Source organism: Pseudomonas oryzihabitans (assembly GCF_006384975.1).
In the GTDB taxonomy this organism is placed as follows: domain Bacteria; phylum Pseudomonadota; class Gammaproteobacteria; order Pseudomonadales; family Pseudomonadaceae; genus Chryseomonas; species Chryseomonas psychrotolerans_B.
Window position 1 is genome coordinate 1,086,555 of record NZ_CP021645.1, and the last position, 26,816, is coordinate 1,113,370.

The 26,816-nt window shown below is 65.3% G+C and carries 27 protein-coding genes; 20 read left to right on the forward strand and 7 right to left on the reverse strand.

What is annotated here, in order from left to right; translation table 11 throughout:
• The first annotated feature begins 381 nt into the window (after positions 1 to 381).
• On the forward strand, positions 382 to 1,878 hold the full coding sequence (gene mqo, locus CCZ28_RS04695; protein ID WP_058765158.1) for a malate dehydrogenase (quinone): 1,497 nt from the start codon (positions 382 to 384) through the stop codon (positions 1,876 to 1,878).
• A gap of 72 nt (positions 1,879 to 1,950) precedes the next feature.
• Here the strand turns inward: mqo and CCZ28_RS04700 are convergent, their stop codons facing one another.
• The 3 genes from CCZ28_RS04700 to CCZ28_RS04710 form a co-directional block, all read right to left on the reverse strand.
• The gene (locus tag CCZ28_RS04700) at positions 1,951 to 3,744 is read right to left on the reverse strand and encodes a gamma-glutamyltransferase family protein (protein WP_140216339.1); all 1,794 of its coding nucleotides are present in this window, start codon (positions 3,742 to 3,744) and stop codon (positions 1,951 to 1,953) included.
• 218 nt (positions 3,745 to 3,962) lie between these two features.
• Positions 3,963 to 4,466 carry a DUF1294 domain-containing protein gene (locus tag CCZ28_RS24650; protein WP_140216341.1) on the reverse strand — a complete coding sequence of 168 codons (504 nt, stop codon included), beginning with the start codon at positions 4,464 to 4,466 and terminating at the stop codon, positions 3,963 to 3,965.
• Entirely contained in the window at positions 4,463 to 5,299 is an 837-nt protein-coding gene (locus CCZ28_RS04710; RefSeq protein WP_058768452.1) for an undecaprenyl-diphosphate phosphatase, read from the reverse strand. Before CCZ28_RS04710 ends, CCZ28_RS24650 begins: the two co-directional genes overlap by 4 nt.
• 267 nt (positions 5,300 to 5,566) lie before the next feature.
• Between CCZ28_RS04710 and pnuC the strand changes: the two genes are divergently transcribed.
• The 5 genes from pnuC (at position 5,567) to CCZ28_RS04735 (ending at position 8,225) form a co-directional block, all read left to right on the forward strand.
• Positions 5,567 to 6,130, forward strand: coding sequence for a nicotinamide riboside transporter PnuC (pnuC, locus tag CCZ28_RS04715; protein ID WP_140221280.1), 564 nt, complete (start codon positions 5,567 to 5,569; stop codon positions 6,128 to 6,130).
• Entirely contained in the window at positions 6,127 to 6,654 is a 528-nt protein-coding gene (locus tag CCZ28_RS04720; RefSeq protein WP_140216343.1) for an AAA family ATPase, read from the forward strand. The genes pnuC and CCZ28_RS04720 overlap by 4 nt, the downstream gene beginning before the upstream one ends.
• Before the next feature lie 37 nt (positions 6,655 to 6,691).
• The gene (locus CCZ28_RS04725; RefSeq protein WP_058765168.1) at positions 6,692 to 7,246 is read left to right on the forward strand and encodes a Smr/MutS family protein; all 555 of its coding nucleotides are present in this window, start codon (positions 6,692 to 6,694) and stop codon (positions 7,244 to 7,246) included.
• 63 nt (positions 7,247 to 7,309) lie between these two features.
• Positions 7,310 to 7,858 carry a GTP cyclohydrolase I FolE gene (folE, locus tag CCZ28_RS04730; protein ID WP_058778153.1) on the forward strand — a complete coding sequence of 183 codons (549 nt, stop codon included), beginning with the start codon at positions 7,310 to 7,312 and terminating at the stop codon, positions 7,856 to 7,858.
• Positions 7,859 to 7,919: 61 nt separating this feature from the next.
• On the forward strand, positions 7,920 to 8,225 hold the full coding sequence (locus tag CCZ28_RS04735) for a putative quinol monooxygenase (protein ID WP_140216345.1): 306 nt from the start codon (positions 7,920 to 7,922) through the stop codon (positions 8,223 to 8,225).
• A 159-nt stretch (positions 8,226 to 8,384) separates the two neighbouring features.
• Here CCZ28_RS04735 and CCZ28_RS04740 read toward each other — a convergent pair whose 3' ends face one another.
• Positions 8,385 to 8,933, reverse strand: a complete 549-nt coding sequence (locus CCZ28_RS04740; protein WP_058778151.1) for an adenine phosphoribosyltransferase — start codon at positions 8,931 to 8,933, stop codon at positions 8,385 to 8,387.
• A 209-nt stretch (positions 8,934 to 9,142) separates the two neighbouring features.
• On the opposite strand from CCZ28_RS04740, the gene CCZ28_RS04745 reads away from it, so the two are divergent.
• Genes CCZ28_RS04745 through rbsD form a run of 6 tightly spaced genes read left to right on the forward strand, consistent with a single transcriptional unit; the run spans position 9,143 to position 14,962 of the window.
• Positions 9,143 to 10,096, forward strand: a complete 954-nt coding sequence (locus tag CCZ28_RS04745) for a sugar ABC transporter substrate-binding protein (protein WP_140216347.1) — start codon at positions 9,143 to 9,145, stop codon at positions 10,094 to 10,096.
• Positions 10,097 to 10,107: 11 nt separating this feature from the next.
• Positions 10,108 to 11,670, forward strand: coding sequence for a sugar ABC transporter ATP-binding protein (locus CCZ28_RS04750; protein WP_140216348.1), 1,563 nt, complete (start codon positions 10,108 to 10,110; stop codon positions 11,668 to 11,670).
• Positions 11,667 to 12,644: an ABC transporter permease gene (locus CCZ28_RS04755; RefSeq protein ID WP_140216350.1), complete on the forward strand. Its 978-nt coding sequence runs from the start codon at positions 11,667 to 11,669 to the stop codon at positions 12,642 to 12,644. The genes CCZ28_RS04750 and CCZ28_RS04755 overlap by 4 nt, the downstream gene beginning before the upstream one ends.
• Positions 12,644 to 13,663: a LacI family DNA-binding transcriptional regulator gene (locus CCZ28_RS04760; protein WP_140216352.1), complete on the forward strand. Its 1,020-nt coding sequence runs from the start codon at positions 12,644 to 12,646 to the stop codon at positions 13,661 to 13,663. The genes CCZ28_RS04755 and CCZ28_RS04760 overlap by 1 nt, the downstream gene beginning before the upstream one ends.
• Positions 13,653 to 14,561: a ribokinase gene (gene rbsK / locus CCZ28_RS04765; RefSeq protein ID WP_140216354.1), complete on the forward strand. Its 909-nt coding sequence runs from the start codon at positions 13,653 to 13,655 to the stop codon at positions 14,559 to 14,561. The genes CCZ28_RS04760 and rbsK overlap by 11 nt, the downstream gene beginning before the upstream one ends.
• Positions 14,558 to 14,962, forward strand: a complete 405-nt coding sequence (gene rbsD, locus CCZ28_RS04770; RefSeq protein ID WP_140216356.1) for a D-ribose pyranase — start codon at positions 14,558 to 14,560, stop codon at positions 14,960 to 14,962. Before rbsK ends, rbsD begins: the two co-directional genes overlap by 4 nt.
• Here the strand turns inward: rbsD and CCZ28_RS04775 are convergent.
• Complete coding sequence (locus CCZ28_RS04775) at positions 14,959 to 17,829, reverse strand: sensor domain-containing phosphodiesterase (protein ID WP_140216358.1); 2,871 nt, start codon at positions 17,827 to 17,829, stop codon at positions 14,959 to 14,961. The genes rbsD and CCZ28_RS04775 overlap by 4 nt on opposite strands.
• Before the next feature lie 351 nt (positions 17,830 to 18,180).
• Here CCZ28_RS04775 and CCZ28_RS04780 point away from each other — a divergent pair, with 351 nt between their 5' ends.
• From CCZ28_RS04780 to CCZ28_RS04790, 3 genes are all read left to right on the forward strand, one after another.
• A complete protein-coding gene (locus tag CCZ28_RS04780; protein ID WP_140216360.1) occupies positions 18,181 to 18,693 on the forward strand; it encodes a ferritin-like domain-containing protein in 513 nt (170 codons plus the stop codon).
• A 39-nt stretch (positions 18,694 to 18,732) separates the two neighbouring features.
• On the forward strand, positions 18,733 to 19,632 hold the full coding sequence (locus CCZ28_RS04785) for a manganese catalase family protein (protein ID WP_140216362.1): 900 nt from the start codon (positions 18,733 to 18,735) through the stop codon (positions 19,630 to 19,632).
• 341 nt (positions 19,633 to 19,973) lie between these two features.
• Positions 19,974 to 20,396: a hypothetical protein gene (locus tag CCZ28_RS04790; RefSeq protein WP_240795232.1), complete on the forward strand. Its 423-nt coding sequence runs from the start codon at positions 19,974 to 19,976 to the stop codon at positions 20,394 to 20,396.
• A gap of 35 nt (positions 20,397 to 20,431) precedes the next feature.
• Here CCZ28_RS04790 and CCZ28_RS04795 read toward each other — a convergent pair whose 3' ends face one another.
• Both CCZ28_RS04795 and CCZ28_RS04800 read right to left on the reverse strand, forming a co-directional pair.
• Positions 20,432 to 21,031, reverse strand: a complete 600-nt coding sequence (locus tag CCZ28_RS04795) for a glutathione S-transferase family protein (protein ID WP_140216364.1) — start codon at positions 21,029 to 21,031, stop codon at positions 20,432 to 20,434.
• 1 nt (position 21,032) lies between these two features.
• Positions 21,033 to 22,202: a PLP-dependent aminotransferase family protein gene (locus CCZ28_RS04800; RefSeq protein ID WP_140216366.1), complete on the reverse strand. Its 1,170-nt coding sequence runs from the start codon at positions 22,200 to 22,202 to the stop codon at positions 21,033 to 21,035.
• 80 nt (positions 22,203 to 22,282) lie between these two features.
• Between CCZ28_RS04800 and CCZ28_RS04805 the strand changes: the two genes are divergently transcribed.
• The 5 genes from CCZ28_RS04805 to CCZ28_RS04825 all read left to right on the forward strand — a co-directional run bounded on the left by CCZ28_RS04805 (position 22,283) and on the right by CCZ28_RS04825 (position 26,808).
• The gene (locus CCZ28_RS04805) at positions 22,283 to 22,744 is read left to right on the forward strand and encodes a MarR family winged helix-turn-helix transcriptional regulator (RefSeq protein WP_140216368.1); all 462 of its coding nucleotides are present in this window, start codon (positions 22,283 to 22,285) and stop codon (positions 22,742 to 22,744) included.
• A 108-nt stretch (positions 22,745 to 22,852) separates the two neighbouring features.
• Positions 22,853 to 23,458, forward strand: coding sequence for a LysE family translocator (locus CCZ28_RS04810; RefSeq protein WP_140216370.1), 606 nt, complete (start codon positions 22,853 to 22,855; stop codon positions 23,456 to 23,458).
• Positions 23,459 to 23,465: 7 nt separating this feature from the next.
• Entirely contained in the window at positions 23,466 to 24,653 is a 1,188-nt protein-coding gene (locus CCZ28_RS04815) for a benzoate/H(+) symporter BenE family transporter (RefSeq protein WP_140216372.1), read from the forward strand.
• A 56-nt stretch (positions 24,654 to 24,709) separates the two neighbouring features.
• Positions 24,710 to 25,711, forward strand: coding sequence for an NADP-dependent oxidoreductase (locus CCZ28_RS04820; protein WP_140216373.1), 1,002 nt, complete (start codon positions 24,710 to 24,712; stop codon positions 25,709 to 25,711).
• 173 nt (positions 25,712 to 25,884) lie between these two features.
• Entirely contained in the window at positions 25,885 to 26,808 is a 924-nt protein-coding gene (locus CCZ28_RS04825; RefSeq protein WP_140216375.1) for a GGDEF domain-containing protein, read from the forward strand.
• Positions 26,809 to 26,816 lie beyond the last annotated feature (8 nt).

A 26,816-nucleotide genomic window follows, 5' to 3' on the forward strand; every position in this document is an offset into this window, starting at 1 on the left:
ATCATTTCGCACCGAAACGGGTACTCGACCAGGATCGCCGCGATCAACACCAACCGCTTGCGCTGGGAGACCGACAGGTCTCCCGCCACGTCTCGCACAACGTGGCGCCCCCTCCGGGCGCGCTCGACGGTCCCCGCGTCGCAGTCTGCCGGACCCGCTCAGGACGCCTGGCCACTCCGGTACGCCAGTACCGCCTGCTCTCTTTCATCCCATCAGAACATTGCCGGACGGCCGCTGTCGCAACTGACTGCTACGCCCTACCGGTTGCTTGCCCGTGCCCGGTCGTTACCGACCGTTGCCGGGTCGCCCAATCAGAGACCGGGCTCCGACGCCCGCTCTCCCTCAGGTGTAATGCGAGACACTGTCTCAGGAGTACGATGAATGCACAGTGGTAACGAAGAGTCGGATTTCGTTTTCGTCGGCGCGGGAATCATGAGCGCGACCCTGGCGGTCATGCTCAAGGAGCTGGAGCCCACGAGTACCGTCGAGGTACTCGAACTGCTCGACGTAGGCGCGGCGGAGAGTTCCAACCCCTGGAACAACGCCGGCACCGGCCATGCGGCCCTCTGCGAATTGAACTACACGCCTGAAAAGGCGGACGGCAGCATCGACATCACCAAGGCGCTGAGCATCAACGCGATGTTCGAGGCGTCCAAGCAATTCTGGTCCTACCTGGTCGAGGAAGGCCACTTCGGCTCGCCGCGTGCCTTCATCAGCCCCGTGCCGCACATGTCCTTCGTCCATGGCGCCAAGGATATGGCCTTCCTGCGCAAGCGCTACGAGGCGCTCAAGGATCACGCCTGCTTCGACGGCATGGAGTATTCCGAGGATCACGCCAAGCTGCGCGAGTGGATGCCCCTGGTGATGGAAGGCCGGCCGGCCACCGAAGCCGTGGCGGCCACCCATGTGGGCGGCGGCACCGACGTCAACTTTGGCGCCCTGACCATGAGCCTGCTGGGCCACCTGCAGACCCGTAGTGGCACCAAGGTCAGCTACAACCAGAAGGTGGTGGACCTGAGCCGCCAAGCGGATCAACGCTGGCGCCTGACCATCGAAGACAGCCGCTCCGGTGCCACCCGCACCGTGATCGCCAAGTTCGTCTTCCTCGGCGCCGGTGGCGCGGCTCTGCCGCTGCTGCAGAAATCCGGCATCCCCGAAGGCGCCGGCTACGGCGGCTTCCCGGTGAGCGGCCAGTGGCTGCGCTGCGACGATCCGCAGATCGTCGAGCGGCACCAGGCCAAGGTCTACGGCCTGGCCGGGGTGAACTCCCCGCCGATGTCGGTCCCGCACCTGGATACCCGCGTGGTGGACGGCAAGAAATCGCTGCTGTTCGGCCCCTTCGCCGGCTTCACCACCAAGTTCCTCAAGCGCGGTTCCTTCCTCGACCTGCCCAAGTCCATCAAGTCGGGCAACATCGGCCCGATGCTGGCAGTGGCGCGGGACAACATGCCGCTGACCCGCTACCTGGTCGGCCAGGTGCTGCAGTCCTTCGACCAGCGGGTCGAGGAACTGCGCAGCTTCTACCCGGCCGTGCGCAAGCAGGACTGGCGTCTGGAAGTGGCCGGCCAGCGGGTGCAGATCATCAAGAAGGATCCGCAGAAAGGTGGCGTCCTGCAGTTCGGCACCGAGATCGTCGCGTCCGGCGACGGTACCATCGCCGCCCTGCTGGGTGCCTCGCCGGGCGCCTCCACCTCGGTCTCCATCATGCTGACCCTGGTCGAGCGCTGCTTCCCGAGCCGCTTCCAGAGCGAGGAATGGCAAGCCAAGCTGCGCAAGATGTTCCCGGCCTTCGGTCACAAGCTGGCGGAAGAACCCGAGCTGCTGCGCGAGGTGCGCCAGCGCACTACCCGCGTGCTGCAACTCGATCAGCCAGCGTAATCACCCCACCCCAGCCCTCTCCCCCAGGGAGAGGGCTGGGTGAGGGTCTTTCGTCTACTCGCCAATACCCGCCTAATTCCCCAAGGCCGCGCCTTCCCGCCGCGGATCGGCGCCACCCTGCCACCCTGAGCCAATCCGGCGAATGACCTGGATGCCACTGGTCATCTCATCCTCGCGCACCTCGTGCCCACGCGCTTCCAGCGCCTTGCGCAACCCTGTCGTGGTCTCGCCCCGTTCGAGCTCCGTAGGGCCGTTGCGGCTGCCGAAGTTCGGCAATCCCGCCGCGGCCTGGGCATCCAGCTGCCAATCGAGCAAGCCGACCAGGGTCTTGACCACATAGCCGGCGATCTGCGAGCCGCCCGGCGAACCCAGGGCGGCCACCAGGGCGCCGCTATCGCGATCGAACACAAGAGTGGGCGACATGGTCGAGCGCGGCCGCTTGCCCGGCTCCACCCGATTGGCGACGGGCAAGCCCTTTTCGCGCGGCACGAAGGAAAAGTCCGTCAGTTGGTTGTTGAGCATGAAGCCCTTCACCATCAGGTGCGAGCCGAAGTAGCTCTCTACCGTGGTGGTCATGGATAGCGCCCCACCCCAGGCGTCCGCCGCCACCACCTGGGAGGTGGAGATGCGCAGCGGCGAGCGATCCGGCGCCCAGGCGAGCGTGGGGCCGGGCGGGGTTCCAGTTGCGGCCTTGCCCATGCTCCGGTCGCCCACCTGCAGGGCGCGACTGGCCAGGTAGCCCGGATCCAGCAGACCACTGACATTGACCGGCACCCGGTCCGGGTCCGCCACGTACTGGGCGCGGTCGGCATAGGCCAGCCGCTCGGCCTCGGCGATCAGGTGCACGGCCTCCGGGCGCGGCTCCTGGCCAGCTGGTAGCGACGTGGGGACGGGGCGCAGCGGCGCCAGGGCCCAGGCCGGATCGCGCGCTTCCAGGGCCTGCAGGATGCCCAGGGTCTGGGCCACGGTGATACCACCGGCTGGCGGCGGCATGCCGCAGACGCGCCAGCGTCTGTAGTCGGTACACAGCGGCATGCGGGTCTTGGCGCGATACCTGGCGAGATCCTTGAGGCTCAGGCTGCCCGGATTGGGACTCTGCTGGACCGCGGTCGCGATGACCTGAGCGAGTTCGCCGCGATAGAGCGCCCCCGCGCCTTCCTTGGCGATCAGCGCCAAGGTGTCCGCCAGCTCCGGATTGCGCAGGCGCGTGCCCACCGGCTTCACCCGGCCCTGGGCATCCAGGTAGAGCGCCGCCATGGCGGGAGAACCCTTGAGGAAGGGATCATGGAGCAACTGGTTATGCAGCCGCGGCGACAGGGGAAAGCCATCGCGCGCCAGGCGAATGGCCGGCTCGAACAGGCTCTGCCAAGCCAGGCGGCCATGGTCACGATGCGCCAGCTCCAGAGCACGCAACACCCCCGGTACGCCGACCGAGCGCCCACCGATCCGAGCCTCCTCGAAGGCCATGGGGCTGCCATCCGGGTGCAGGAAGAGTCCTTCGGTGGCGCCGGCTGGCGCGGTCTCGCGCCCGTCATAGGCCTGCACGCGCTGGCCGTCCCAATAGAGCAGGAAGGCACCACCGCCGATGCCGGAAGACTGCGGCTCGACCAGGGTCAGGACGGCCTGCATGGCGATGGCGGCATCGATGGCGCTGCCGCCCTGGCGCAGGATCTCCCGGCCCGCCTCCGCAGCCAGCGGATTGGCCGCCGCCGCCATCTCCCGCTTGGCCTCGCTGGCCACCAGCCCGGTACGGTAGCCGGAGCCGGCTTCTGGCGCCGGGGGCAGCGCCGCTTTCTGGTTGGAGGTGCAGGCGGCGAGGGTCAACGACAGGAGCAAGGGGGTGAGGAGCGACGGAGGAAGGCGCAACGGGTATCTCCTGGGCAGGGGGCGGCGTTCGCTGCCAAGCCTAGCCCATCGCCTTCGCCCGTGCGGCCTGGGCTCTGTACGAAAAATGCCTGCGCTCGGTGATGCTTCGTTGAAAAACGCTTCGGAATGCTCATTTACCACTCGTAAACTCCGCTTCCTCAGCGCTTTTCGCCTCGCCTGACCTTCGCTCGGCGATTTTTCGTACAGAGCCTGAGCCCCTAGAAGAGCGGCAACTGGCGGTGCAGGACGCCGCCACACAGCACATCGAGCCAGAGCAACTGGTGTAGCGCGACGATGGCGAAGAACACCAGGCGGAAGCTCAGCTTGACCGTCTTGTGGCGGAAACGCTGCTGGGCGATCAGGGCGCCGGGCCAGCCACCCAGCAATTCACCCAGGTGCAGAGCCCGCTCGGGCACACGCCAGCCCTTGTCACGGGCGCGCTGCTTGTCGTGTCGATAGAGGAAGAAGGTGACGACGCTGGCCAGCAGGTACAAGGCAATGGGCCAGAGCACCCCGCGCCCGAAGGCGAGGGACAGCATGCCGACCAGGGGCAGGATGAACACGCCGATCTGCAACACCAGCAGCACGTCCTGGCGGGCGATGGCCGCGCGCTGCTGATAGGGCGTCTGCGCCGAGGCACGCTTTGCGGTTTTGCCAGGGGCAGTCTGCGCAGACGCACGAGCCGGCTTGCGCCGGCTCTGCTGTTCGCTATCGGGTTTCACCCGGCCGCCTTGGCCGCGTGCCAGTCGATCCAGCCGAATTGCCAGGTGGCCAGGATGAGCAGACCGAAGACGATGCGATACCAGCCGAACACCTCGTAGCTGTGCTTGCCGATGAACTTGAGCAGCGCCTTGACCGCCAGCATGGCGAAGATGAAGGAGGTGATGAAGCCGACCCCGAACACCAGCACGTCGTTGGCCGTGAACAGATGGCGGTACTTGTACACCGAGTAGACGGTCGCGCCGACCATGGTCGGCATGGCCAGGAAGAAGGAGAACTCGGTGGCTGCCTTGCGCGACAGGCCGAACAGCAGACCGCCGATGATGGTCGAGCCGGAACGCGAGGTGCCGGGGATCATCGCCAGGCACTGGGCGCAACCGACCTTGAGCGCGTCGTGCCAGCGCATGTCGTCCACCTCTTCCACTCGGATGCGATGGGTACGCTTTTCCGCCCAGATCATGATCACGCCGCCGATCACCAGGGCGAAGGCCACGGTGATGGGGTTGAACAGGTATTCGTGGATCAGGTCACCGAGGATCACGCCCAGCACCGCGGCGGGCAGGAAGGCAATGATCAAATTGCCGGTGAAGCGTTGCGCATAGGACTTGCGCGGCAGGTCGGTGACGATCCCGAAGATCTTGGCGCGGTATTCCCAGACCACGGCCAGAATGGCCGCCAGCTGGATGATGATGTTGAAGGCGATGGCCCTTTCTCCGCCGAAGCCGATCAGATCGGCGACGATGATCTGGTGGCCGGTACTGGAAATGGGCAGGAACTCGGTGATGCCCTCGACGATCCCCAAGATCAGCGCCTGCAAGGCACTCCATAGGTCCATGGTATTACTCCATCCAAGTGAAACGTTTGCAGGTAGCCAGGCCTTAACGGCTCCGGCGGCAACGGGGTTCGAACCGTGACGCTCCGCGGGGCTTGGCCCTTCGCGGTACCCAAGACAACAAGCGCTGTGGTGGCCGCCCGGCACCTTACCAGAGCGAGACCGGTTGAAGAGACCGATGAACGGCCATTAGGTGCCGTACAATGACGAATCGAATCTCTCCGGATGTGAAGCATGTCGTTTCTGGAAACTCTCACCACCTTCATGGGCATGTCCACGGTAGAGCTGGTGGCCGCTGTCCTGGGCATCGTTGCGGTCTGGCTCACGGTGCGGAAAAACATCTGGGGCTGGCCCATCGGCCTGGTGATGGTGGTGCTCTACGTCTGGATCTTCTACGACGTGAAGCTCTACTCGGACATGCTGCTGCAGTGCGTCTACGCGGTACTGCAACTCTATGGCTGGTGGCAATGGCTGCGCGGCGGCCAACAGCATCAGGGCCGTGAGGTCACCTCGCTCGGCGGCGTAACCCTAGTGGGCGGGCTGGCCGTCGGCGCGGTGGGCAGCCTGGCCCTCGGCTACCTCATGGGCACCCACACCGACGCCGCCCTGCCCTGGCTCGACGCGGCGCTCACGGCCTTCAGCCTGATTGCCCAATTCTGGATGGCGCAGAAGCGCCTGCAGTGCTGGGCGCTGTGGTTCGTGCTGGATGTCATCTACGTGGGACTTTTCTACCACAAGGGCCTCTACCCCACCGCAGTGCTCTATGCCGTGTTCGTCGGCCTCGCTGCCTACGGCTGGCTCGACTGGCGCCGTGCGCTGGCAGGCACGCGATGAAGGTGGTGGTGCTGACCGGCCCGGAATCGAGCGGCAAGTCCTGGCTGGCGACCACCCTGAGCGACAGCTTCGGCGCTGTGCGGGTGGACGAATACGTGCGTGAGTACTGCGCGCAGCATGGCACCGATACCAGCCTGGCGGACGTGGACGTGATCGCCCGCGAACAGCTGCGCCGGGAAGACGAGGCGCGCGCCGCCGCACCGCCGCTGTTGCTGCTGGATACCCATCTGCTGAGCAATCTGCTGTGGAGTCGGTTGCTGTTCGGCACCGCCCCCGCCTGGCTGGAGCCCGCCCTGCTGACGCGCCGCTACGATCTGCACCTGCTGCTCGATCCCCGCGGCGTCGACTGGCAGGACGATGGCCAGCGCTGTCAGCCAGGCCTGGACGAACGCCTCGCGTTCTTCACGGACTGTCGAGACTGGTTGCAGGCGCACCGGCAACCCGTACTGGAAATCGCCGGCGACTGGCATGAGCGGCAAGCTGCCGCGCTGGCGGCGGTACGGCGGTTGCTGCACGAGGCCTGAGCCGCCGGTAGAATGTCGTCCTGTACCGGAGAACACCATGCACGACGACGATGCCTCTTTCGCCGACTTCACCCGCGGGATCCGTCCACTCAAGCAGGATCGCGCCGACACCGGCAAGCCCCGCGCCGACCGTGGCCAGATCGCCCAACGGCGCGCCGATGCGACCAAGACCACGGTCAGTGTCCGCGTCGATGGCCTGAGCGATGCCTTCGTCATCGACGTGGGTGCCGAGGACGAGCTCTATTGGGGGCGCGACGGCGTGCAGGACACCCAGCTACGGCGCCTCAAGGGTGGCCAGATCCCCTTCGAGGGCAGCCTGGACCTGCACGGCATGACCGTGGAGAAGGCCCGGGAAACCCTCTGGGACTTCCTCGCCGAAGCGACCCGCCTGGAAATCCGTTGCGTGCGGATCACCCATGGCAAGGCCGCGCGCCTGGATGGGCGCCGCCCGCTGATCAAGAGTCACGTCAATACCTGGCTCCGCCAGCATCCCCAGGTGCTGGGTTTCACCTCCTGCCTGCCCCGCCATGGCGGTACCGGCTCGCTTTACGTCTTGCTCAAGCGCACCATGCTCGAAGGTCGCGACGAGTGAGCCTGTGACTCGGCTGACGTCTCATCCGAGCGCCTTCTTCCTTATCGATAAACAGGAACCCACATGTCTCTCGAACAGCACTACTCCTCGATTCTGACCGGACTCGGCGAAGACATCGGCCGGGAGGGGCTGGTGGACACGCCCAAGCGGGCCGCCAAGGCCATGCAGTACCTCTGCCGCGGCTACAACCAGACGCTGGAAGAGGTGGTGGGTGACGCCCTCTTCACCTCGGACAACAGCGAGATGGTGCTGGTCAAGAACATCGAGCTGTATTCGCTGTGCGAGCACCACATGCTGCCCTTCATCGGCAAGGCGCACGTGGCCTACATGCCCAACGGCAAGGTGCTGGGCCTGTCCAAGGTCGCGCGTATCGTCGACATGTTCGCCCGGCGCCTGCAGATCCAGGAAAACATGACCCGGCAGATCGCCGAGGCCATCGAGAAGGTCACCCATGCCGCCGGCGTGGCGGTGGTGATCGAGGCGCAGCACATGTGCATGATGATGCGCGGCGTGGAGAAGCAGAACTCCTCCATGGTCACCTCGGTGATGCTGGGCCAGTTCCGCGCCAACGACGCCACCCGCGCCGAATTCCTCGGCCTGATCAACCGCTGAGACCAGCGCGACGTCCGCCATCCTGGAGGGTCGAATCCCGAAACCTCCAGGAGCCCCGCCCATGCCCGACGTCCATAGCCTCACCCTGCTCAGGGCTCAGCCCGAACGCTCGCCGGCGCTGGGCGCCCACCTGCTGGATCTCGTGGCACTGGCCGTGAAGGATGAGGGCTGCCTGGAATATCGGGTGTTCCAGGGCAGTGAAGACGGCGATCTCTGGGTGATCCAATCCCGCTGGACCTCGGTCGCAGCCCAGGACGATCACTTCAACCAGCCGCATACCCTCGCCTTCCTGGACGAACTGCCCAAACTCGCGGACGAGGTGGATCTGTATCCGTTGGAGCCGAAAAGTCCAATAGCTAAGCTTTGACGAGACGCGGCCTTGATTGCGGTAAATCGTAGGTTGGGCTGAGACGGCTCCATCGTCGAAGCCCAACAGCGCTAGCACCGCGGCCAGATCTGTTGGGCTTCGCTGCGCTCAACCCAACCTACGTTCGCCGCTAGAGACGGCTGCATCGGTGGACCGTAATCAGTACTCAGACAGCGCAAAGCTGGTCAGGGCGAAGGTGGGGATGCCGGCGGCTTCCAGGCGCTTGGAACCACCCAGCTCCGGCAGGTCGACGATGGCTGCTGCTTCATGGACGCGGGCGCCCAGGCGCTGGATCAGGTTGCCGGCGGCGACCAGGGTACCCCCGGTAGCGATGAGATCGTCCACCAGCAGGACCGAATCGCCAGGGGCGACGCTGTCCTTGTGCACCTCGATCACCGAGTCGCCGTATTCGGTGCTGTAGACCTCGGTCAACAACTCGGCAGGCAACTTGCCCTGCTTGCGAAACAGCACTAACGGCTTGCCCAGCTCGTAGGCCAGGATCGGGCCGATGAGGAAACCGCGTGCATCCAGCGCTCCCACATGGGTGAAGGACGCCGAGCGATAGCGCTCGAGCAAGGCCGTCATGACCGCCCGCAGCCCTTCGGGCGATTGGAACAGCGGCGTGATATCCCGAAAGATCACCCCCGGCTTGGGAAAATCGGGCACGGCGCGGATGAGGGATTTCAGGGCAGATTCGGAAAAGGACATGGCAAGACTCTTCGGCGCTTGGCGCCTGTTGGCAGACAAAGGCTCCAGTATAACGATCCACGCCGGCCGCAGGCCTACCGAGCATCCGCAACAAAGCTGAATCGATTCATGTAGTGCGACCCGATTGACAGCTACCGGCTCTGGGAACATCCTTCCGCGGACGCAAACGTTTGCGCGATCACAACAACCATAAAAATCGGAGATCCCCTATGCTGGCCTTCCGTCCTGCCCGCCTGCTGGCGGCCATCGCCCTCGCTTCCGCCTCGCTGATCCTGCCGTTCACCGCCAGCCATGCCATGGCCGCGGAAAAGCCCAAGGTCGCCCTGGTCATGAAATCCCTGGCCAACGAGTTCTTCCGCACCATGGAAGACGGCGCCAAGACCTACCAGAAAGAGCACGCCGGGGAATTCGATCTGATCTCCAACGGGATCAAGGACGAGACCGATACCTCCGCCCAGATCCGCATCGTCGAGCAGATGATCGTCTCCAAGGTCGATGCGCTGGTCATCGCCCCGGCCGATTCCAAGGCCCTGGTTCCTGTGCTCAAGAAAGCCAGCGACGCTGGCATCAAATTGGTCAACATCGATAACCGCCTGGACCCGGAAGTACTCAAGAGCAAGGACCTGGACATCCCCTTCGTCGGTCCCGACAACCGCAAGGGCGCCCGCCTGGACGGCGAGTACCTGGCCAAGCACCTCAAGGCCGGCGACCAGGTCGGCATCATCGAAGGCGTGCCCACCACCACCAACGCCCAGCAGCGTACCGCTGGCTTCAAGGACGCCATGGACGCCGCCGGCATGAAGATCGTCAGCGTGCAGTCCGGTAACTGGGAGATCGATCAGGGCAACGCGGTGGCCGCCGCCATGCTCAACGAATACCCCAACCTCAAGGCGCTGCTAGCGGGTAACGACAGCATGGCGCTGGGTGCCGTCTCGGCGATCCGTGCGGCCGGCAAGAAGGGCCAGGTACTGGTGATCGGCTACGACGACATCCAGGCCATCCATCCGATGCTCAAGGACGGTCGCGTCCTGGCCACGGTGAATCAGTTCGCCGCCAAGCAGGCGGTGTTCGGCATCGAAGCCGCGCTCAAGCTGGTCAAGGGTGAGCCCACCGGCGCCAAGGACGGGGTGATCGAGACGCCGGTCGAACTGGTCACCCAGTAAGGAGAGGCCCCATGTCGTCCGAGGTCATCCTCAGCGCGCGAGGTATCGGCAAGACCTATGCGCAGCCGGTGCTCGGCGCCGTGGACCTGGAATTGCGCGCCGGCGAAGTGCTGGCGCTCACCGGGGAGAACGGCGCTGGCAAGAGCACCCTGTCCAAGATCCTCTGTGGCCTGGTGCAACCCACCACCGGCGAGCTGAGTTTCCTCGGCCGCCCCTATGCCCCGGGCAGCCGCCGCGAGGCGGAGGCCCAGGGGGTGCGGATGGTCATGCAGGAACTCAACCTGCTGCCCACCCTCACCGTGGCGGAAAATCTCTTTCTAGACCGCCTGCCCCGGCGGCTGGGCTGGATCGACCGCCGCCAGCTGCGCGAACAGGCGCGGCTGGCGATGGCCCAGGTCGGCCTGGAAGCCATAGACCCGGATACCCCCATCGCCGAACTGGGCGTGGGTCACCAACAGATGGTGGAAATCGCCCGCAACCTGATCGGCGACTGCCGGGTGCTCATCCTCGATGAGCCCACCGCCATGCTCACCTCCCGCGAGGTGGAGTTGCTGTTCGAGCAGATCGAACGGCTGCGCGCCCGCGGCGTGGCCCTGGTCTACATCTCCCACCGCCTGGAAGAACTCAAGCGCATCGCCCAGCAACTGGTGGTGCTGCGCGATGGCCGGCTGGTGGCGGACGCGCCCGTGGCGCGCTACGACACCGACGAGATCGTCAGCCTCATGGTGGGTCGCGATCTCGGCGAGCACCTCGACATGGGTGAGCGCTGCTTCGGCCCGCCGTTGCTGGAGGTCAAGGGTCTGACGCGTGCCGACAAGGTGCGCGACGTCTCCTTCAGCGTCCGCGCCGGAGAAATCTATGGCATCTCCGGCCTGATCGGCGCCGGGCGCACCGAGTTGTTGCGGCTGATCTTCGGGGCCGACCGTGCCGATTCCGGCGCGGTACAGCTGGCGGGCCGGCCGGTGGACCTCGGCTCGCCGGCCAAGGTGGTGCGCCAGGGGATCGCCCTGATCACCGAGGATCGCAAGGGCGAGGGCCTGCTGCTCAGCCAGCCGATCAGCGCCAACCTGGCCCTGGGCAACATGGACAAGGTCGCCCGGCAGGGGCTAGTCAGCACCAAGCGCGAAGCGGCGCTGGCCGAGCGCCACATCAAGAGTATGCATATCCGCTGCAACGACGGCGCCCAGCCGGTGGGCGAGCTATCCGGCGGCAACCAGCAGAAGGTGGTGATCGGGCGCTGGCTCGAACGCGACTGCCAGGTGCTGCTGTTCGACGAGCCCACGCGCGGTATCGATGTCGGTGCCAAGTTCGAGATCTATGGCCTGTTGGCCGAATTGACCCGCCAGGGCAAGGCGCTGGTGGTGGTCTCCAGCGACCTGCGCGAGCTGATGCTGATCTGCGACCGCATCGGCGTGCTCTCCGCCGGCCGCCTGGTGGAGACCTTCGAACGCCATGACTGGGATCAGGAGCGGCTGCTGGCCGCGGCCTTCGCCGGCTATCGCTCCCGCGAAGCCCTGCTGGAAGACCCTATCCCGCCGTTGCAACCTCTTTCTTCTCAGGATGCCCTCCGATGAGCACTCTTCCCCTCACCTCCTCCCGGCGCGCCTTCGGCCTGGGCCTGGGTACCTATCTGGGCCTGGCCGGCGCCCTGCTGGCCATGATCGTGCTGTTCTCCGTGCTGAGCAGCCACTTCCTGTCGTACAGCACTTTCACCACCCTGGCCAACCAGATCCCCGATCTCATGGTGCTGGCCACCGGCATGACCCTCATCCTCATCATCGGCGGTATCGACCTGTCGGTGGGTTCGGTGGTGGCCCTGGCCGCCGCCGTGGTCAGTGTCGCCACCCTGCAATGGGGCTGGGGCATCCTCTCCGCCGCCGCCCTGGGGATGCTCTGCGCGGCCATCACCGGCGCCATCACCGGTAGCGTGACCGTGGCCTGGCGCATCCCCTCCTTCATCGTCTCCCTGGGCGTGCTGGAGATAGCCCGCGGCGCCGCCTACCAGCTGACCGATTCGCGCACCGCCTACATCGGCGACGCCTACGACTGGCTGTCCACCCCCGTCGCCTTCGGCATCTCGCCCTCCTTCGTTCTCGCCCTGCTGGTGATCCTGGTGGCCCAGTTGCTGTTGACCCGCTCGGTGTTCGGCCGCTACCTGATCGCCATCGGCACCAACGAGGAAGCGGTACGCCTGGCCGGCATCAATCCCAAGCCCTACAAGGTCATCGTCTTCGCCCTGATGGGCCTGCTGGCGGGTCTCGCCGCGCTGTTCCAGATCTCCCGCCTGGAAGCCGCCGATCCCAATGCCGGCGTCGGCCTGGAGCTGCAGGTGATCGCCGCCGTGGTGATCGGCGGGACCAGCCTGATGGGCGGCCGTGGCTCGGTGATCAGTACCTTCTTCGGTGTGCTGATCATCTCGGTGCTGGCAGCTGGCCTGGCGCAGATCGGTGCCAGCGAACCCACCAAGCGCATCATCACCGGCGCGGTGATCGTGGTCGCGGTGATCCTCGACACCTACCGCAGCCAGCGGGCCAAGCGGAGCGCCTGATGGCCACCATCAAGGACGTCGCGGCCCGCGCCGGCATCTCCTACACCACGGTGTCCCACGTGGTGAACAACACCCGCCCGGTAAGCCCGGGGGTGCGGGAAAAGGTCGAGGCCGCCATCGCCGAACTGGGCTACGTGCCCAGCGGCGTGGCCCGCTCCTTGCGCAGCCAGGCCACCGGCACCTTCGGCGTACTGGTGCCCAATGCGGTCAACCCCTACTTCGCCGAGCTGGCCCGTGGCATCGAGGATCATTGCGAACGCCAGGGCTATAGCGTCATCCTCTGCAACTCCGACGACGATGCCGAGAAGCAGCTGCGCTATCTGCGCGTGCTCAGGGAGCGGCGGATCGACGGCCTGGTGGTCGCCACCGTCGATGGCGATCCGCGCTTCGCCGAAGCCCTGGCGGGCCTGCGCATCCCGTTGGTGCTGGTGGACCGGCCGCTGGAAGGCGTCCAGGCCGGGCACATCCGCATCGATCACCAGCATGGCGGCCTGCTCGCCACGCGGCACCTGCTGGAACTTGGCCATCGCCGGATCGCCTGTATCGGCGGCCCTGCCGACTCGCCAGTGGCCCGCGAGCGGGTGACCGGTTACCAGCAGGCCCTGGCCGAAGCGGATGTCGCTGCCGGCCCCGTCCGCCACTGCCCCTTCACCGCCGCTGCCGGCCATACCGCGGCGCGCGAGCTGCTGGCCCAGCCGGATCGCCCAACCGCGATCTTCGCCGGCAACGACACCATCGCCCTAGGCGTGCTGCGCGCCGCCGCCGAAGCCGGTCTCACGGTACCTGGCCAGCTGTCGGTGGTGGGCTTCGACGACATCGAACTCAGTCGCTATCTCTATCCGGCGCTCACCACCATCGGCCAGTCGATCCGCGACCTGGGCGAACGCGCGGCCCAGCTACTACTGGCTCGCCGCGAGGGGGTGGGCGGCCCTTCTACCCACGACATCGCCGTACCCCGGCTGGTGCTGCGCGAATCCACCGCGGCGCCTTCTGCTCTGGAGATTTCCCATGCACCCTGACGTCATCGTCATCGGCAGCCTCAACATGGACCTGGTGGTGCGCGCCCCGCGCCTGCCCAAGGGCGGCGAAACCCTCGCCGGCCATAGCTTCGCCACCGCGCCCGGCGGCAAGGGCGCCAATCAGGCGGTAGCCGCCGCGCGCCTGGGCGCCACGGTCGCCATGATCGGTTGCGTCGGCGCCGATCCCTATGGCGATTTCCTCACCCGTAGCCTGGTCCAGGAAGGCATCGACTGCCGGGGCGTCTCGGTGGCGGCCGAGGTCCCGACCGGGATCGCCTCCATCCTGGTGGACGATGAGGGCCAGAACGCCATCGTCATCGTTGCCGGTGGCAACGGCGAGCTGTCCGCCGCGCATCTGGGGGCGCAGGAGTCACTATTGGCGGAGACGAAGATCGTCATCGCCCAGCTGGAAGTGCCGCTGGCCACCGTCGGCCACGCCCTGGCCCACGCCCACGCCCTGGGCAAGACGGTGATCCTCAATCCGGCGCCCGCCACCGGGCCCTTGCCGGCCGAGTGGTACGCCCATATCGACTACCTGGTACCCAACGAAAGCGAAGCCAGTCTGCTCACCGGGCTGCCGGTAGGGAATCTGCAAGAGGCCGAAGCCGCCGCCCGCCAACTGATTGCCGCCGGTGCCCGCCAGGTGCTGCTGACCCTCGGCGGCCAGGGCCTGTTGCAGGTCACTGCCGATAGCTGCCGTCATCACCCGGCCACCCCGGTCAAGGCGGTGGACACCACCGCCGCCGGTGATACCTTCCTCGGCGGTTTCGCCGCCGGACTCGCGGAAGGCCTGGACGTCGCAGCAGCCATCGCCCTCGGCCAGCAGGCCGCCGCCATCGCCGTCACCCGCCCGGGTGCCCAGCCCTCCATCCCCACGCGCCGGGAGCTCACTCGATGAAAAAGACGTCCTTATTGAATATCGCCCTGTCCCAGGCCGTCGCCAGCCTCGGCCATGGCGACCTGGTGGTCATCGGTGACGCCGGCATGCCGGTCCCGGCCGGCACGCCCCTGGTCGATCTGGCTGTCACCCCCGGGATTCCCGACTTCCACAGCGTATTGCGCGCCCTGCTCAGCGAGATACAGGTGGAAAGCCATCTGCTCGCCGAGGAAACCCTCACCGTGCAGCCACCGGCCCTGGCCGAGCTGGAACGCCTGAACGCTGACGGCGCCCTGGGCGCGCGCCGGCTGGTCTCCCACGAAGAACTGAAGACACTGTGTCGCCAGGCCCGGGTACAGATCCGCACCGGGGAGTGCCAGCCCTATACCAATCTGATCCTGGTGGCGGGCGTCACCTTTTAATCGCTCCCCGCCAGCAGTCGCCGGATCGCCGACAGGTCCAGTGGCCGCGCGAAGTGGTAGCCCTGGGCATGGCGCGCGCCCATGTCCTTGAGCACTTGCAGCGCCTGGGCGTCCTCCACGCCTTCGGCGACCACATCCAGCCCCAGGGACTCGGCCATGCGCACGATGGCCCGGACGATGGCGGCGCTACGGGTGCTCTCGGCCAGGCGCAAGACGAACGACTTGTCGATCTTGAGCCCGCGAAAGCGATATTCGTGGACGTAGCCCAGCGACGAGAAGCCCGCGCCGAAATCATCCAGCACCACCGAGACGCCCTGGCGATCGAGGGCCTCCATCGTCGCCTTGGCCCGCTCCGGTTCGGCGACCAACGCCCCCTCGGTCAACTCCAGGCATATCCGGCTCGGCGCTACGCCATGGGCCGCCAGGATCGTCAGCACCTCATCGGCGAATTCCGGTCGCACGATGCTGTAGCTGGAACAGTTGACGTGCACCACGGGCCACCCGGCCTGGGCGGGCTCGGCAAGGATGGCGGCGATCCGCGTCAGCATGTAGGTATCCAGCCGTCCGATCAGCCGCAGGCCCTCCACTTCCGGCAGGAAGGCGCCTGGCGGCAGGACGCTGCCGTCGGGCTGCCGCCAGCGAACCAGGGCTTCCAGCCCGACGATCCTGCCCGTCAGCACCTCGACGATCGGTTGGAAGAACGGCTCCAGTTCCTTGCCGTTCTTCAGCGCCTCGCGCAGCGCGCCTTCCCGCACCACCTGGTCGGATACCACCTGGCGCAATTCCTGGTTGAACACCGCGAAATTGTCGCGGCCACCCTGCTTGACCCGGTACATGGCCGTGTCGGCATCGCGCAGCAGATCGTCCGGCTGACGGTGCAGATCCGGATCGGCGACGACGATGCCAATGCTGCAGGACGCGAACAGGCTGTGATCGTCGATCACCAGCGGCTGGTCGAAGGCCTCGATGATGCGCTGGGCGATGATCACCGGGAACTCCAGCCCGCTCCCGGGTACCAGGATGGCGAATTCATCGCCCCCCAGGCGAGCCAGCAGATCGGAATCGCGCAGACAGCTGGACAGGCGTGCCGCGGCGGCAATCAGCAGCCGGTCCCCGAACGGATGACCGAACTGGTCGTTGACCCGCTTGAAGCGATCCAGATCGAGAAACATCACCGCCAGCCCACTACCGTCGCGCGCCAGCGCGGACCAGAGTTCGCCCAGGCGTTGCTGGAAGAAACTGCGGTTGGGCAGGCCCGTCAGGCTGTCGTGGTTGTTTTCGTACACCAGCCGGGCATTGGCCGCGTCCAGCGCCTTGGTACGCTCCTGGACCCGCACTTCCAGGGCTTGCCGGGACTGCTGGATCGCTTCCGCCGCGTTGCGCCGCGACAAGGCGGTATCGATATGCCGGGACACGAAGGTGAGCAGGTCCTGGTCGCGCTGGCTGTAGTAGACGTCTTCCCGATAACTCTGCACGGCCAGCACGCCCCGGACCTGGGTACCGTCGTACAGCGGAATGCCGAGCCAGGAAAAGGCCTCGGGCGTTCCCTCGATCGGAGTGATCTCACCCTGCTCGATGAGCTGGTGCGCTCTCTCCCGGTCGATGATGCAGGGGCGACGCTGGCGAATGGCGTATTCAGTGTAGCCACGCGTTTGCCGTCGTTTGCTCGGCGTCGCGTTGCGTCTTTCATCGACGAAGTAGGGAAAACTCACCTCACCGGACGCATCGTCGTAGAGCGCGATGTAGAAATTCTGCGCGTAGAGCAGCTCGCCGACGACCCGGTGCAAGCCGCCCAGCAGATCGGTCATGTCGGCGCTGGCGCTGGACAGCTCGGCGATGTGAAACAGCGCCGCCTGCAACTGCTCGGCGCGTTCCCGCTCGGCGATCTGCTCGCGCAGTCGGGCATTGAGCTCGGAGAGCTCCTGGGTGCGTTGCCCGACCGTCGCCTCCAGGTCCTCGCGCCGCAGAATACGATCCAGCGCCATGGCCACGTCGCGGGCAATGACCTGGAACAATGCCTGGTCTTCGCTACCGTAGCGGCGCTCGCGATCGTATACCTGCAGGCTGAGCACGCCAAAGGTGCGATCGGCGCCATCCTTGAGTGGGATCCCCATCCAAAACTCGGGCACGCTGCCCTGGCAGTAGTAGGGTCCCGCGACCAAGGCGGTCTCGATGGCTTCCTTGGACACCAACAGCGGCTCGCCCTGCAGCAACACCTGGGCCGTCAAGCTCGGGCGTTCGCGATCCAGCAGCTCGAAGGAACCCGGCTCGGGCGGATTCTCGTCGCGCTGATCGAAATAGTAGGGATAGTGGATTCGCTCGGAATCCGGCTCCAGCAGGGCCAGACAGAGGTTCTCGGCGTCGATCAACGTCACCAGCAGCTCGTGGGTCCGCTGCATGAACAGCTGCCGATCCACCGTCGAACTGGCCAGATAGGTGATGTCGTACAGCACCTGCTGAATGGCTTGCGCCCGCTGCAACTGCAAGCGCTGCAGCACGAAGCCGAAGCGTAGCGCCAGGGCAGCGAAATCGGTGCGCCCATCGGGCCGCACGAGCAGCCAGCCCAGCGCAGCAGGCCCGAGTCCGGTGGGATAGCAGTCGACGGCGGCCTGGTCACGCCAGGCTGCCAATTCATCATCGTCCAGTAGCGTCGGCCAGGCGGTCGCCTGGTTGCCCTGGGCGATCCGAGACCAGTTGCCGCGCCGTTGGTACCACGCCCAATCGGCCTCGGCGGCCACCTCGCGTAATTGCGCAATGACCTCATCCGTGTCCAGCTCCGGCGCGTTCGGATCCGGCCAGGGCAAAGGTTGGCGTCGCGCGCTCCCCACCAGGTCGGCGCCCGGCGTGCGCTCCTCAGGCACCTTCATGCTGACTCCCTCCCATGCATGCCCAAATCCTGACACAAATGCCTGGAACGCCGCCAAGTACGGGGTGAACGGTGCCCATGACCGGCTGAATGGCAAAAATATGACTGTGAGAAATGAGCATCTGGGACAAGGCTTATACAGCCAACGCCTGGCTGTCCAATAAAAACTCGCTCCAGACAGCCTGTTGCCGCTGGGGTTGTAAAACAAATCCTGCGCACCTTTCCCATCGATCCGAAAGCCCTTCGCCGCGCGAATCTCTCGCTAGCCAGAGCCCACTAATAATCAGACAGAACGCAGTCTGGCGGCAGGTTGCAACGGGCTGTCGCCTCTTTCCATCACTGGAGTTTCGCCATGACCGCTTCCAAGAAAGACAACCTCATCGATTGGCTTCGCGATGCCCATGGCATGGAAGAACAGGCCGAGAAGATGCTCTCCGCGCAGTCCGCACGCCTCGAACATTACCCGCAGCTGCGCCAGCGCATCGAGCAGCACATCAAGGAAACCCAGGAACAGCGCCAGGTGATCGAAGGTTGCCTGAGCCGCCTGGGCAGCAGTCCGTCCACCCTGAAGGACATGGGTGGCAAGTTGATGGCGCTGGGCCAAGCCATCGGTGGCGCACCGATGAGCGATGAAGTCATCAAGGGCGCCATCAGTGGCTATGTCTTCGAGAACATCGAGATCGCCACCTACACCGTGATCATCGCCGCCGCCGCCGATATCGGCGACAGCGAAACGCAGCAGGCCTGCGAACGCATCCTCGAACAGGAGAAGGCCATGGCGGCCTGGTTGCTCAACGACCTGCCCGCCACCACTCGAGCCTTCCTGGAACGCTCCGCGGACCCGGACCTGACCGCGAAGCGCTGATAACACCGTGATTTACCGTGACTAGCCCCTGGAGGTTACATGTTCGTCCATAACAAGCGACTGCAATACACCGTGCGCGTGTCCGAACCCAATCCTGGTCTCGCCAACCTGATGCTGGAACAATTCGGCGGGCCCCAAGGCGAACTCGCCGCCGCCATGCGCTACTTCACCCAGGCGATAGCCGAGCTCGACCCGGGTCGCAAGGACATGCTGTTCGACATCGCCACCGAAGAACTCAGCCACCTGGAAATCATCGGCTCGCTGATCGCCATGCTGAACAAGGGCGCCAAGGGCGACCTGGCGGAAAAGACCCAGCAGGAAGCGGACATGTATCGCTCCCTGACCGGAGCGGGCAATGATTCCCATGTCACCCAGGTTCTCTATGGCGGTGGTCCCGCCCTGGTCAATTCGGCGGGGGTGCCCTGGACCGCGGCCTACATCGATACCATCGGCGAACCCACCATCGATCTCAGATCCAATATCGCCGCCGAAGCCCGCGCCAAGATCGTCTATGAGCGCCTGATCAACGTCACCGATGACCCGGGCATCCAGGACACCCTGAGCTTCCTGATGACCCGTGAGATCGCCCACCAGAAATCCTTCGAGAACGCGCTGCATTCGATCCAGCCCAACTTCCCCCAGGGCAAGATCCCGCCGCGTCCGGAGTTCGCCAGCGTCTACTACAACATGTCGCAAGGCGAAGGCGATCTGCGTGGCCCCTGGAACCAGGGCCAGGACTGGGAATATGTCGAGCAACCCGCCCCGGCAGTGGACGGCGGCGATGGTCTGCCGGCGGTCACGCTACCGCCGCTGCAGGCCAAGGCAGTGGAACAACTCGCCACCCGTACCATGTCGGACCCGAGCGCGGCTCCGGTCACAGGCGCCGATCTGGGTGCCGGTCTGGCCAAGAAACTCGACAAGAATCGTCTGGAAGAGTGATCTTGCCCCGACGGCGCTCCTCGGGCGCCGTCGGGCTTCCCTCCCCCTGCCCTACCTTTGGTCGGCCAGGCGGCCAATTGCTATCCCTTCTTCGAACCTGGCCAATAGCCATCGGTCCTACTGGCTGCATCGCAGTAGGGGAAACCTTGATGGAAGATTATTTGCTGGCCTTCGCCATGGTCGTTCTGACCGCCCTGTTCATAGGCCTCACGACCGTCGGTCTGGTGGAATTCGCCTAATGGCGTTTTGCCCCCTCTTGCACTGAACATTTGCACAAAAGCGCAGTCTGCCGCTGTGCATTGATGCCATCACGTTGCACCGACGTAGTCAGGGACGCCACCATGAAACGCCACGCTTATGCCCTCGCCATAGCCGCTGCCTTGAGCTGCGGCAACTCCGCTCTCGCCATGGATCAGGATGCCCTGCTCTTCGAACAGGCGACCATGAACGCCTTCAAGAGCTGTGCGAACAAAGCGGTCATCGCCGGTACCCGCATCGGCGATACAGGGCGCTTTTCCGATACCGACAGCTGTGTCGCCCAGGCGCTGGCGCAGATCGAGCCGGTCTATCAGAAAGCCCTGACGTCACTGCAGAACAACGGCACCGCCCGCCGTTGCCTGCAGACCTACTACAGCAACTGGCTGGCACTGATAAAGTCGCTGCCCGAGCTGCAATCCAAGCCGCCGTCATCGGTATTGCTCACCGCCAACGGTGGCGAGCGCCGGCTCAACCAGTACTGGCAATTCGTGGTCAGCGCTCGCTAGTCACGCCCTGTTCGCCTGGGGAGCGGCCAGCCGCCTCACCCGATGCTGACATGCCCCGGCTGTTCAGCCACCCGCGCCAGCCAGGCGCGGATCGCCGGGAAGTCATCCAGCACGAAGCCGCCCTCATGGGCCACGTGGGTATAGGCATAGAGCGCGATGTCCGCAATGGAATAGTGCTCACCCACCAGGAAGGGCGTGCGCTGCAACTGCTGCTCCATTACCCGCAAGGCCTTGTAGCCCCGCACCAGGCAGCCCTCGTATTCCTCCCGGCGCTCCACCGGCATTCCCTGATAGAGCTTGATGAAGCGCGCCACCGCCACATAGGGCTCATGGCTGTATTGCTCGAAGAACTGCCACTGCAGCACCTGGGTACGCAAACGCGGCTCGCTCGGCAGGAAGGCGGTTCCCTCCGCCAGGAAATTGAGGATGGCATTCGACTCCCAGAGGCAGGTGCCGTCTTCCAACTCCAGCACCGGGATCTTGCCGTTCGGATTCTTCGCCAGGAAAGCCGCGGTCTGGGTCTCGCCCGCCAGGATATCGACCTCGTGCCAACGATGTTCCACACCCAGCAGGTGCAGCATCAGGCCGACCTTGTAGCAATTGCCGGAACGGCGATCTCCATAGACTTGGTACATCTCACAACTCCTTGTCGGTGGGGGTGGCAGAGCGGATCACGGCGGCCAGGCGTGCCAGGCCGGTATCGAGACGCTCGGGCAGCACATGGCTGAAGTTGAGCCGCAGCAGGCCGTGATGACTATCCGGATCGGCGAAGAAGGGTTCGCCCGGCATGAAGGCCACGTCCTGCGCCAGGGCCGCGTTCAGTAACGTACGGGTATCCAGCGGCGTGTTCAGGCGCAGCCAGAAGAACAGACCGCCCTGGGGTAACTGCCATTCGGCGAGATCACCGAAATGCCGCGTCAGGGCGACGGCGAAGCCATCGCGGCGCTCGCGGTAGAAGGCGCGCACCTCGTCCAGGTGCTGGCGATAACGTTCGCTACCCAGCCATTGCAGCACCTGCCACTGGCTGATGCGGCAGGTATGCAGATCGGCCGCCTGCTTGAGGGCGCGCAGTGGCGGCAACAACTCGGGCGAGGCGATCAGATAGCCCACGCGCAACCCCGGCAGCAGGGTCTTGGACAGCGTACCGGTATGGATCCAGGCGCTACGTCGCAGCTGGGCGCACAGGGGCAGCGCCGGCGCGCCGTCGTAGGACAGTTCGCGATAGGGCTCGTCCTCGACCAGGGTCACACCGAACTCATCCAGCAGCGCGGCCACGGCCGCACGATTGGCGGCGCTGTAGCGCACCCCGGAGGGATTCTGGAAGGTGGGAATCAGGTAGGCGAAAGCCGGACGGTGCTGCTGCAGGCTGAGTCGCAGGGCGTCCAGGTCCAGCCCTTCCGGGGTCAGGCTGACGCTCAGGCAGTCCGCGCCGAAAAACTGGAAGCTCTGCAGGGCGGCCAGGTAGGTGGGGCCTTCCAGCAGCACCGGCGTGCCGACGTCGAGATACAGCTTGGCGACCAGGTCCAGCGCCTGCTGTGAGCCGGTGGTCACCAGCACCTGCTCCGCCGTGCATTCCAGACCGTAGGCACGTGCCTGGGCGGCGATGGCCTCGCGCAGGGCCGGTTCGCCCTCGCTCATGCCGTACTGGCCCAGGCTCGCTGGCAGGCCGCTCCAGTCCACCTCCGGCAGGCAGCGCTCGGCCGGCAGACCGCCGGCGAAAGACATGACCTCCGGCCGCTGCGCCGCGGCCAGGATGTCGCGGATCAGACTGCTCTTGAGTCGGGTCACCCGTTCGGAAAATGCCATGTACCCTCCAGTGGCCGGCGGCCGGATAATGAGTCAAACTACTTGACCGACCCTAAACGACATCGAAAAGACAAGTCAATATGCTTGACCTAAATCAGACGGCGAATCAACGCGAGGTCATGGAAACCTTTTTCTTCGGTTACCAAGCCTTCACCGCCAAGGCGGACGACATGCTGGCCCGCCGTGGACTGAGCCGGGTCCACCAACGCATCCTGTTCTTCATCGCGCGGGAGCCGGGGCTGAGCAACAAAGCGCTGCTGGAGGTGCTCAATGTCACCAAGCAAGCCTTGAACATCCCACTGCGCCAATTGCTGGAGATGCAGCTGGTGACGATGGAGACCGACGCCGCGGACAAGCGCAAGCGGCGGCTGTCCTTGACCCGCGGTGGTGCCGCCCTGGAGCAGACGCTAAGACGCGAACAGATGCGCCTGGTGCAGAGCGCCCTCGCGGTCGCAGGTCCGCAGGCCGCCGAAGGCTGGCTGGCCTTCAATCAGGCCCTGAGCGGTCGGCGGGACAGCGAAGTGGTGAGCCAGGACAGTTGAAGCCAAGTTATCGACTTGGGAAAACTGTACCGATACATCGCTCAGCCAGTGTATGGATACCCACCTGCCGCGCCTGACTAAGCTGGCGCAAAGCTCAGGGATGCCGCCATGACCATAGAACTGCTCACCGCCTTCATACTCTTCGCCTTCGTTTCTTCCGCCACGCCCGGCCCCAACAACATGATGCTGTTGGCCTCGGGGGTGAACTTCGGCTTTCGTCGCACCCTGCCGCACATGTTCGGGATCAGCCTCGGCCACATGCTGCTGGTCATCTGTACCGGTCTCGGCCTGGGTCAGCTGTTCGTGCTCTATCCACCGCTGCAGCTCGTCCTGCGGGTGATCGGTGGCGCCTATTTGCTCTACCTCGCCTGGAAACTGGCCACCGCCGCCGCGCCTTCGCCGCGTGACAGCGCCAGCGGCAAGCCCTTCGGCTTCTTCCAGGCCGCCGCCTTCCAATGGGTGAATCCCAAGGCCTGGGTGATGGCCCTCGGTGCGGTGACCGCCTATATTCCCGCGGAGAACTTCACCGCTAATCTGTTGCTGGTCGCGCTGCTGTTCGCCCTGATCAACCTGCCCAGCGTCAGTCTCTGGACGCTGTTCGGCATGGGGCTGCGGCGGCTGCTGAGCAGTCCGGCGCGGCTAAGGGTGTTCAACTGGAGCATGGCCCTGCTGCTGGTACTGTCGCTCTACCCCATTCTCTTCGGTCACCACTGAGACTGTCATGGATGCTGCAACCCGCCGGCTGACCCCGCTGGCCGATACCTCTCCTGCCGCCGTGGTGGCAGGCTTCGTCGCCATGCTGGTGGGCTATACCAGTTCCCTGGTGCTGATGTTCCAGGCCGGTCAGAACGCCGGCCTCAGCACCGGGCAGATTTCTTCCTGGATCTGGGCGCTATCCATCGGCATGGCCTTGACCACCATAGGTCTCTCGCTGAAATACCGCACCCCCATCGTCATCGCCTGGTCTACGCCGGGCGCGGCGCTGCTGGTGACCAGCCTGCCCTCGGTGCCCTACAGCGACGCCATCGGCGCCTTCATCATCTCCGCCGCCCTGCTCGCCCTCTGCGGCCTCACCGGCAGCGTCGATCGCCTGCTGCGCCGGGTACCGCCGGCGCTGGCCGCGGCCCTGCTCGCGGGTATCCTGTTTCGTATCGGCGTCGAAATCTGCATCGCCACCCAACACCAGACCGCCCTGGTGCTGGGCATGGCCCTGGCCTACCTGGTGGCCAAGCGGCTATTGCCGCGCTATTGCGTGCTGATCGCCCTGGTCTTCGGGCTGCTGTTGGCCGCCCTGTCGGGACTGCTGGATTTCCGCCAGTTGCGGCTGGAGCTGGCCGTGCCGGTCTGGACCACCCCGACCTTCTCCCTGGCGGCCACCATCGGCATCGCCGTCCCCTTGTTCGTGGTGGCCATGGCCTCGCAGAACATGCCGGGCATCGCCGTCTTGCGCTCGGATGGCTACTCGGTACCGGCCTCTCCGCTGATCGCCACCACGGGGCTCACCTCCCTGCTGCTGGCACCCTTCGGCTCCCATGGCATCAACCTGGCGGCCATCAGTGCGGCGATCTGTACTGGTCCCCAGGCCCATGAAGACGCGAGCAAACGCTATACGGCGGCGGTCTGGTGCGGCCTCTTCTACGGCATCGCCGGGCTGTTCGGCGCCACCCTGGCCGCACTGTTCACCGCTCTGCCGAGCGAGCTGGTGATCTCGGTCGCCGCCCTGGCGCTATTGGGCTCGATCATGAACGGCCTGCATGGCGCCCTGGCCGAGCCCAGCCAGCGAGAACCGGCGCTGATTACCTTCCTGGTGACAGCGTCCGGGCTGACCCTGCTGGGTATCGGCTCCGCCTTCTGGGGGTTGGTGGCCGGTGTTGTGGCCAGCGTGATCCTGACCGCCCGCCGCCGTTAGGAAACGACTGGGCTCCTGGCCGGTCGGAACTGGATCGTTCCCCACAGGAGATCACCATGTCCCGTACCAATCGCCAGTTCCTGCTCGCCAAGCGCCCGTCCGGCGAACCCACCGCCGAGACCTTCGAGCGCGTCGAGCGGCCGGTCGGCGAGCCCGGCGCCGGCCAGGTGCTGATCAAGAACCTCTACCTGTCCCTCGACCCGGCCATGCGCGGCTGGATGAACGAAGGCAAGTCCTACATCAAGCCCATCGGCCTCGGTGAGGTCATCCGCGCTCTGGGCGTGGGCGAGGTGATCGCCTCCAACCATCCGGATTTCCAGCCGGGGGATACCGTCAACGGCATGCTCGGCATCCAGGACTACTACCTGGGCGAGCCCCAGGGTTGCTACAAGGTCGATCCGAGCAAGGCCAGCCTGCCGCAGTATCTTTCCGTACTGGGCATGACCGGCCTGACCGCCTACTTCGGCCTGCTCGACGTGGGCCAACCCAAGGCTGGCGAAACCCTGGTGGTATCGGGCGCGGCGGGTGCCGTGGGCAGCATGGTCGGCCAGATCGGCAAGCTGCAGGCCTGCCACGTGGTGGGTATCGCCGGTGGCGCGGAAAAATGCCGCTACCTGATCGAGGAGCTGGGCTTCGACGCCGCCATCGACTACAAGGCCGAACCTGACCTCGCGGCGGCCCTGCGCCGGGAATGCCCGAATGGCATCGATATCTACTTCGACAACGTTGGCGGTCCGACCCTGGACGCCGTCCTGGCGCAGATCAACTTCCGCGCCCGCGTGGTGCTCTGCGGCGCCATCAGCCAGTACAACAGCGACAAGGTCCAGGGGCCGCAGAACTACCTGGCCCTGCTCAGCAACCGCGCCCGTATGGAAGGCTTCATCGTGCTGGATCACGCCGCCCGCTACGCCGAAGGCCAGCAGCAATTGGCGATCTGGCTGGCGGACGGCCAGCTCAAGTCCCGCGAGCACGTAGTGGAAGGCCTGGATACCTTTCCCCAGACCCTGATGAAACTGTTCTCGGGAGAGAACTTCGGCAAGTTGGTACTCAAGGTCTAGCCGAGCGGCGGAAAATCGTCGCGGGCCGGCAAGGAATTTCCGCTCGCCTGCGGCAATCGCGTCAACTATCCAGCGGCAATTGGCCATTACTTATCTAAGTCGTTGATTTTTAATAAATATACAAATTGGCACACTTCTCGCTACATCGGGACTATTGGCCAAGGAGAACAGGCATGGTCCCGCCCTCATCCAACACCTTCGACCTCGATCACGCTCGCCAGCAACGTAATGCGAGCCAGGCTCCCCTCACTCGCGAAAGCGATCCGGAGGTGCTCGGCGCCCTGCGCCACCGCCTGACGACCATCCTGCAGTCGTCTTTGGACTTGGAACGGGTGCTGCAGCTTTTCCAGCAGGAGGTCAGTGCACTGGTGGAACTGCCAGGTCTCGCCTATCGCAATCCGCGCGAAGACATAGACATAGGTCTCGGGCTGGACGCGGGACATCAGGTGCACTACCACCTGAGCCACGGCGATATCCGCCTGGGCAATCTGACCCTCTACCGCAGCCAGCGCTTTCAGGAAAGCGAACTCATAGCGCTGGAATTCCTGCTCGGTAGCCTGATGTTTCCGCTGCGCAACGCCCTGCTCTATCGCGAGGCGCTCACCAATGCCTTGCGCGACGCCCTGACCGGGGTAGGCAACCGCAATGCCCTGGACCGGGCGCTGACGCGCGAACTGGAGCTGGCCCGCCGCACCCAGCAGCCGTTGTCGCTGCTGATGCTGGACCTGGATCATTTCAAACGTATCAACGACCGTTTCGGCCACAGCGTGGGCGACGACGTGCTCAGGCAGACCGCCTGTACCATCGGCGATTGCTTGAGGGGCATGGACATGGTGTTCCGCTTCGGCGGCGAAGAGTTCTGCGTGCTGTTGTCGGCCACCTCGCACGAAGCGGCCCACACGGTGGCCGAACGCTTGAGAAAGGCCGTCGAGGCCCAGGCCAGCACCGAGGGTGCCATCCCGCTATCGGTCACCCTGAGCATCGGCCTGGCGACCCTGCGCGAGGTGGAATCGCCGCGCTGCCTGTTGCAGCGCGCGGATCGCGCCCTGTATCAGGCCAAGGCCGGCGGCCGCAATCGCCTCTGCAGCCTGGCCTGAAAGTCGCC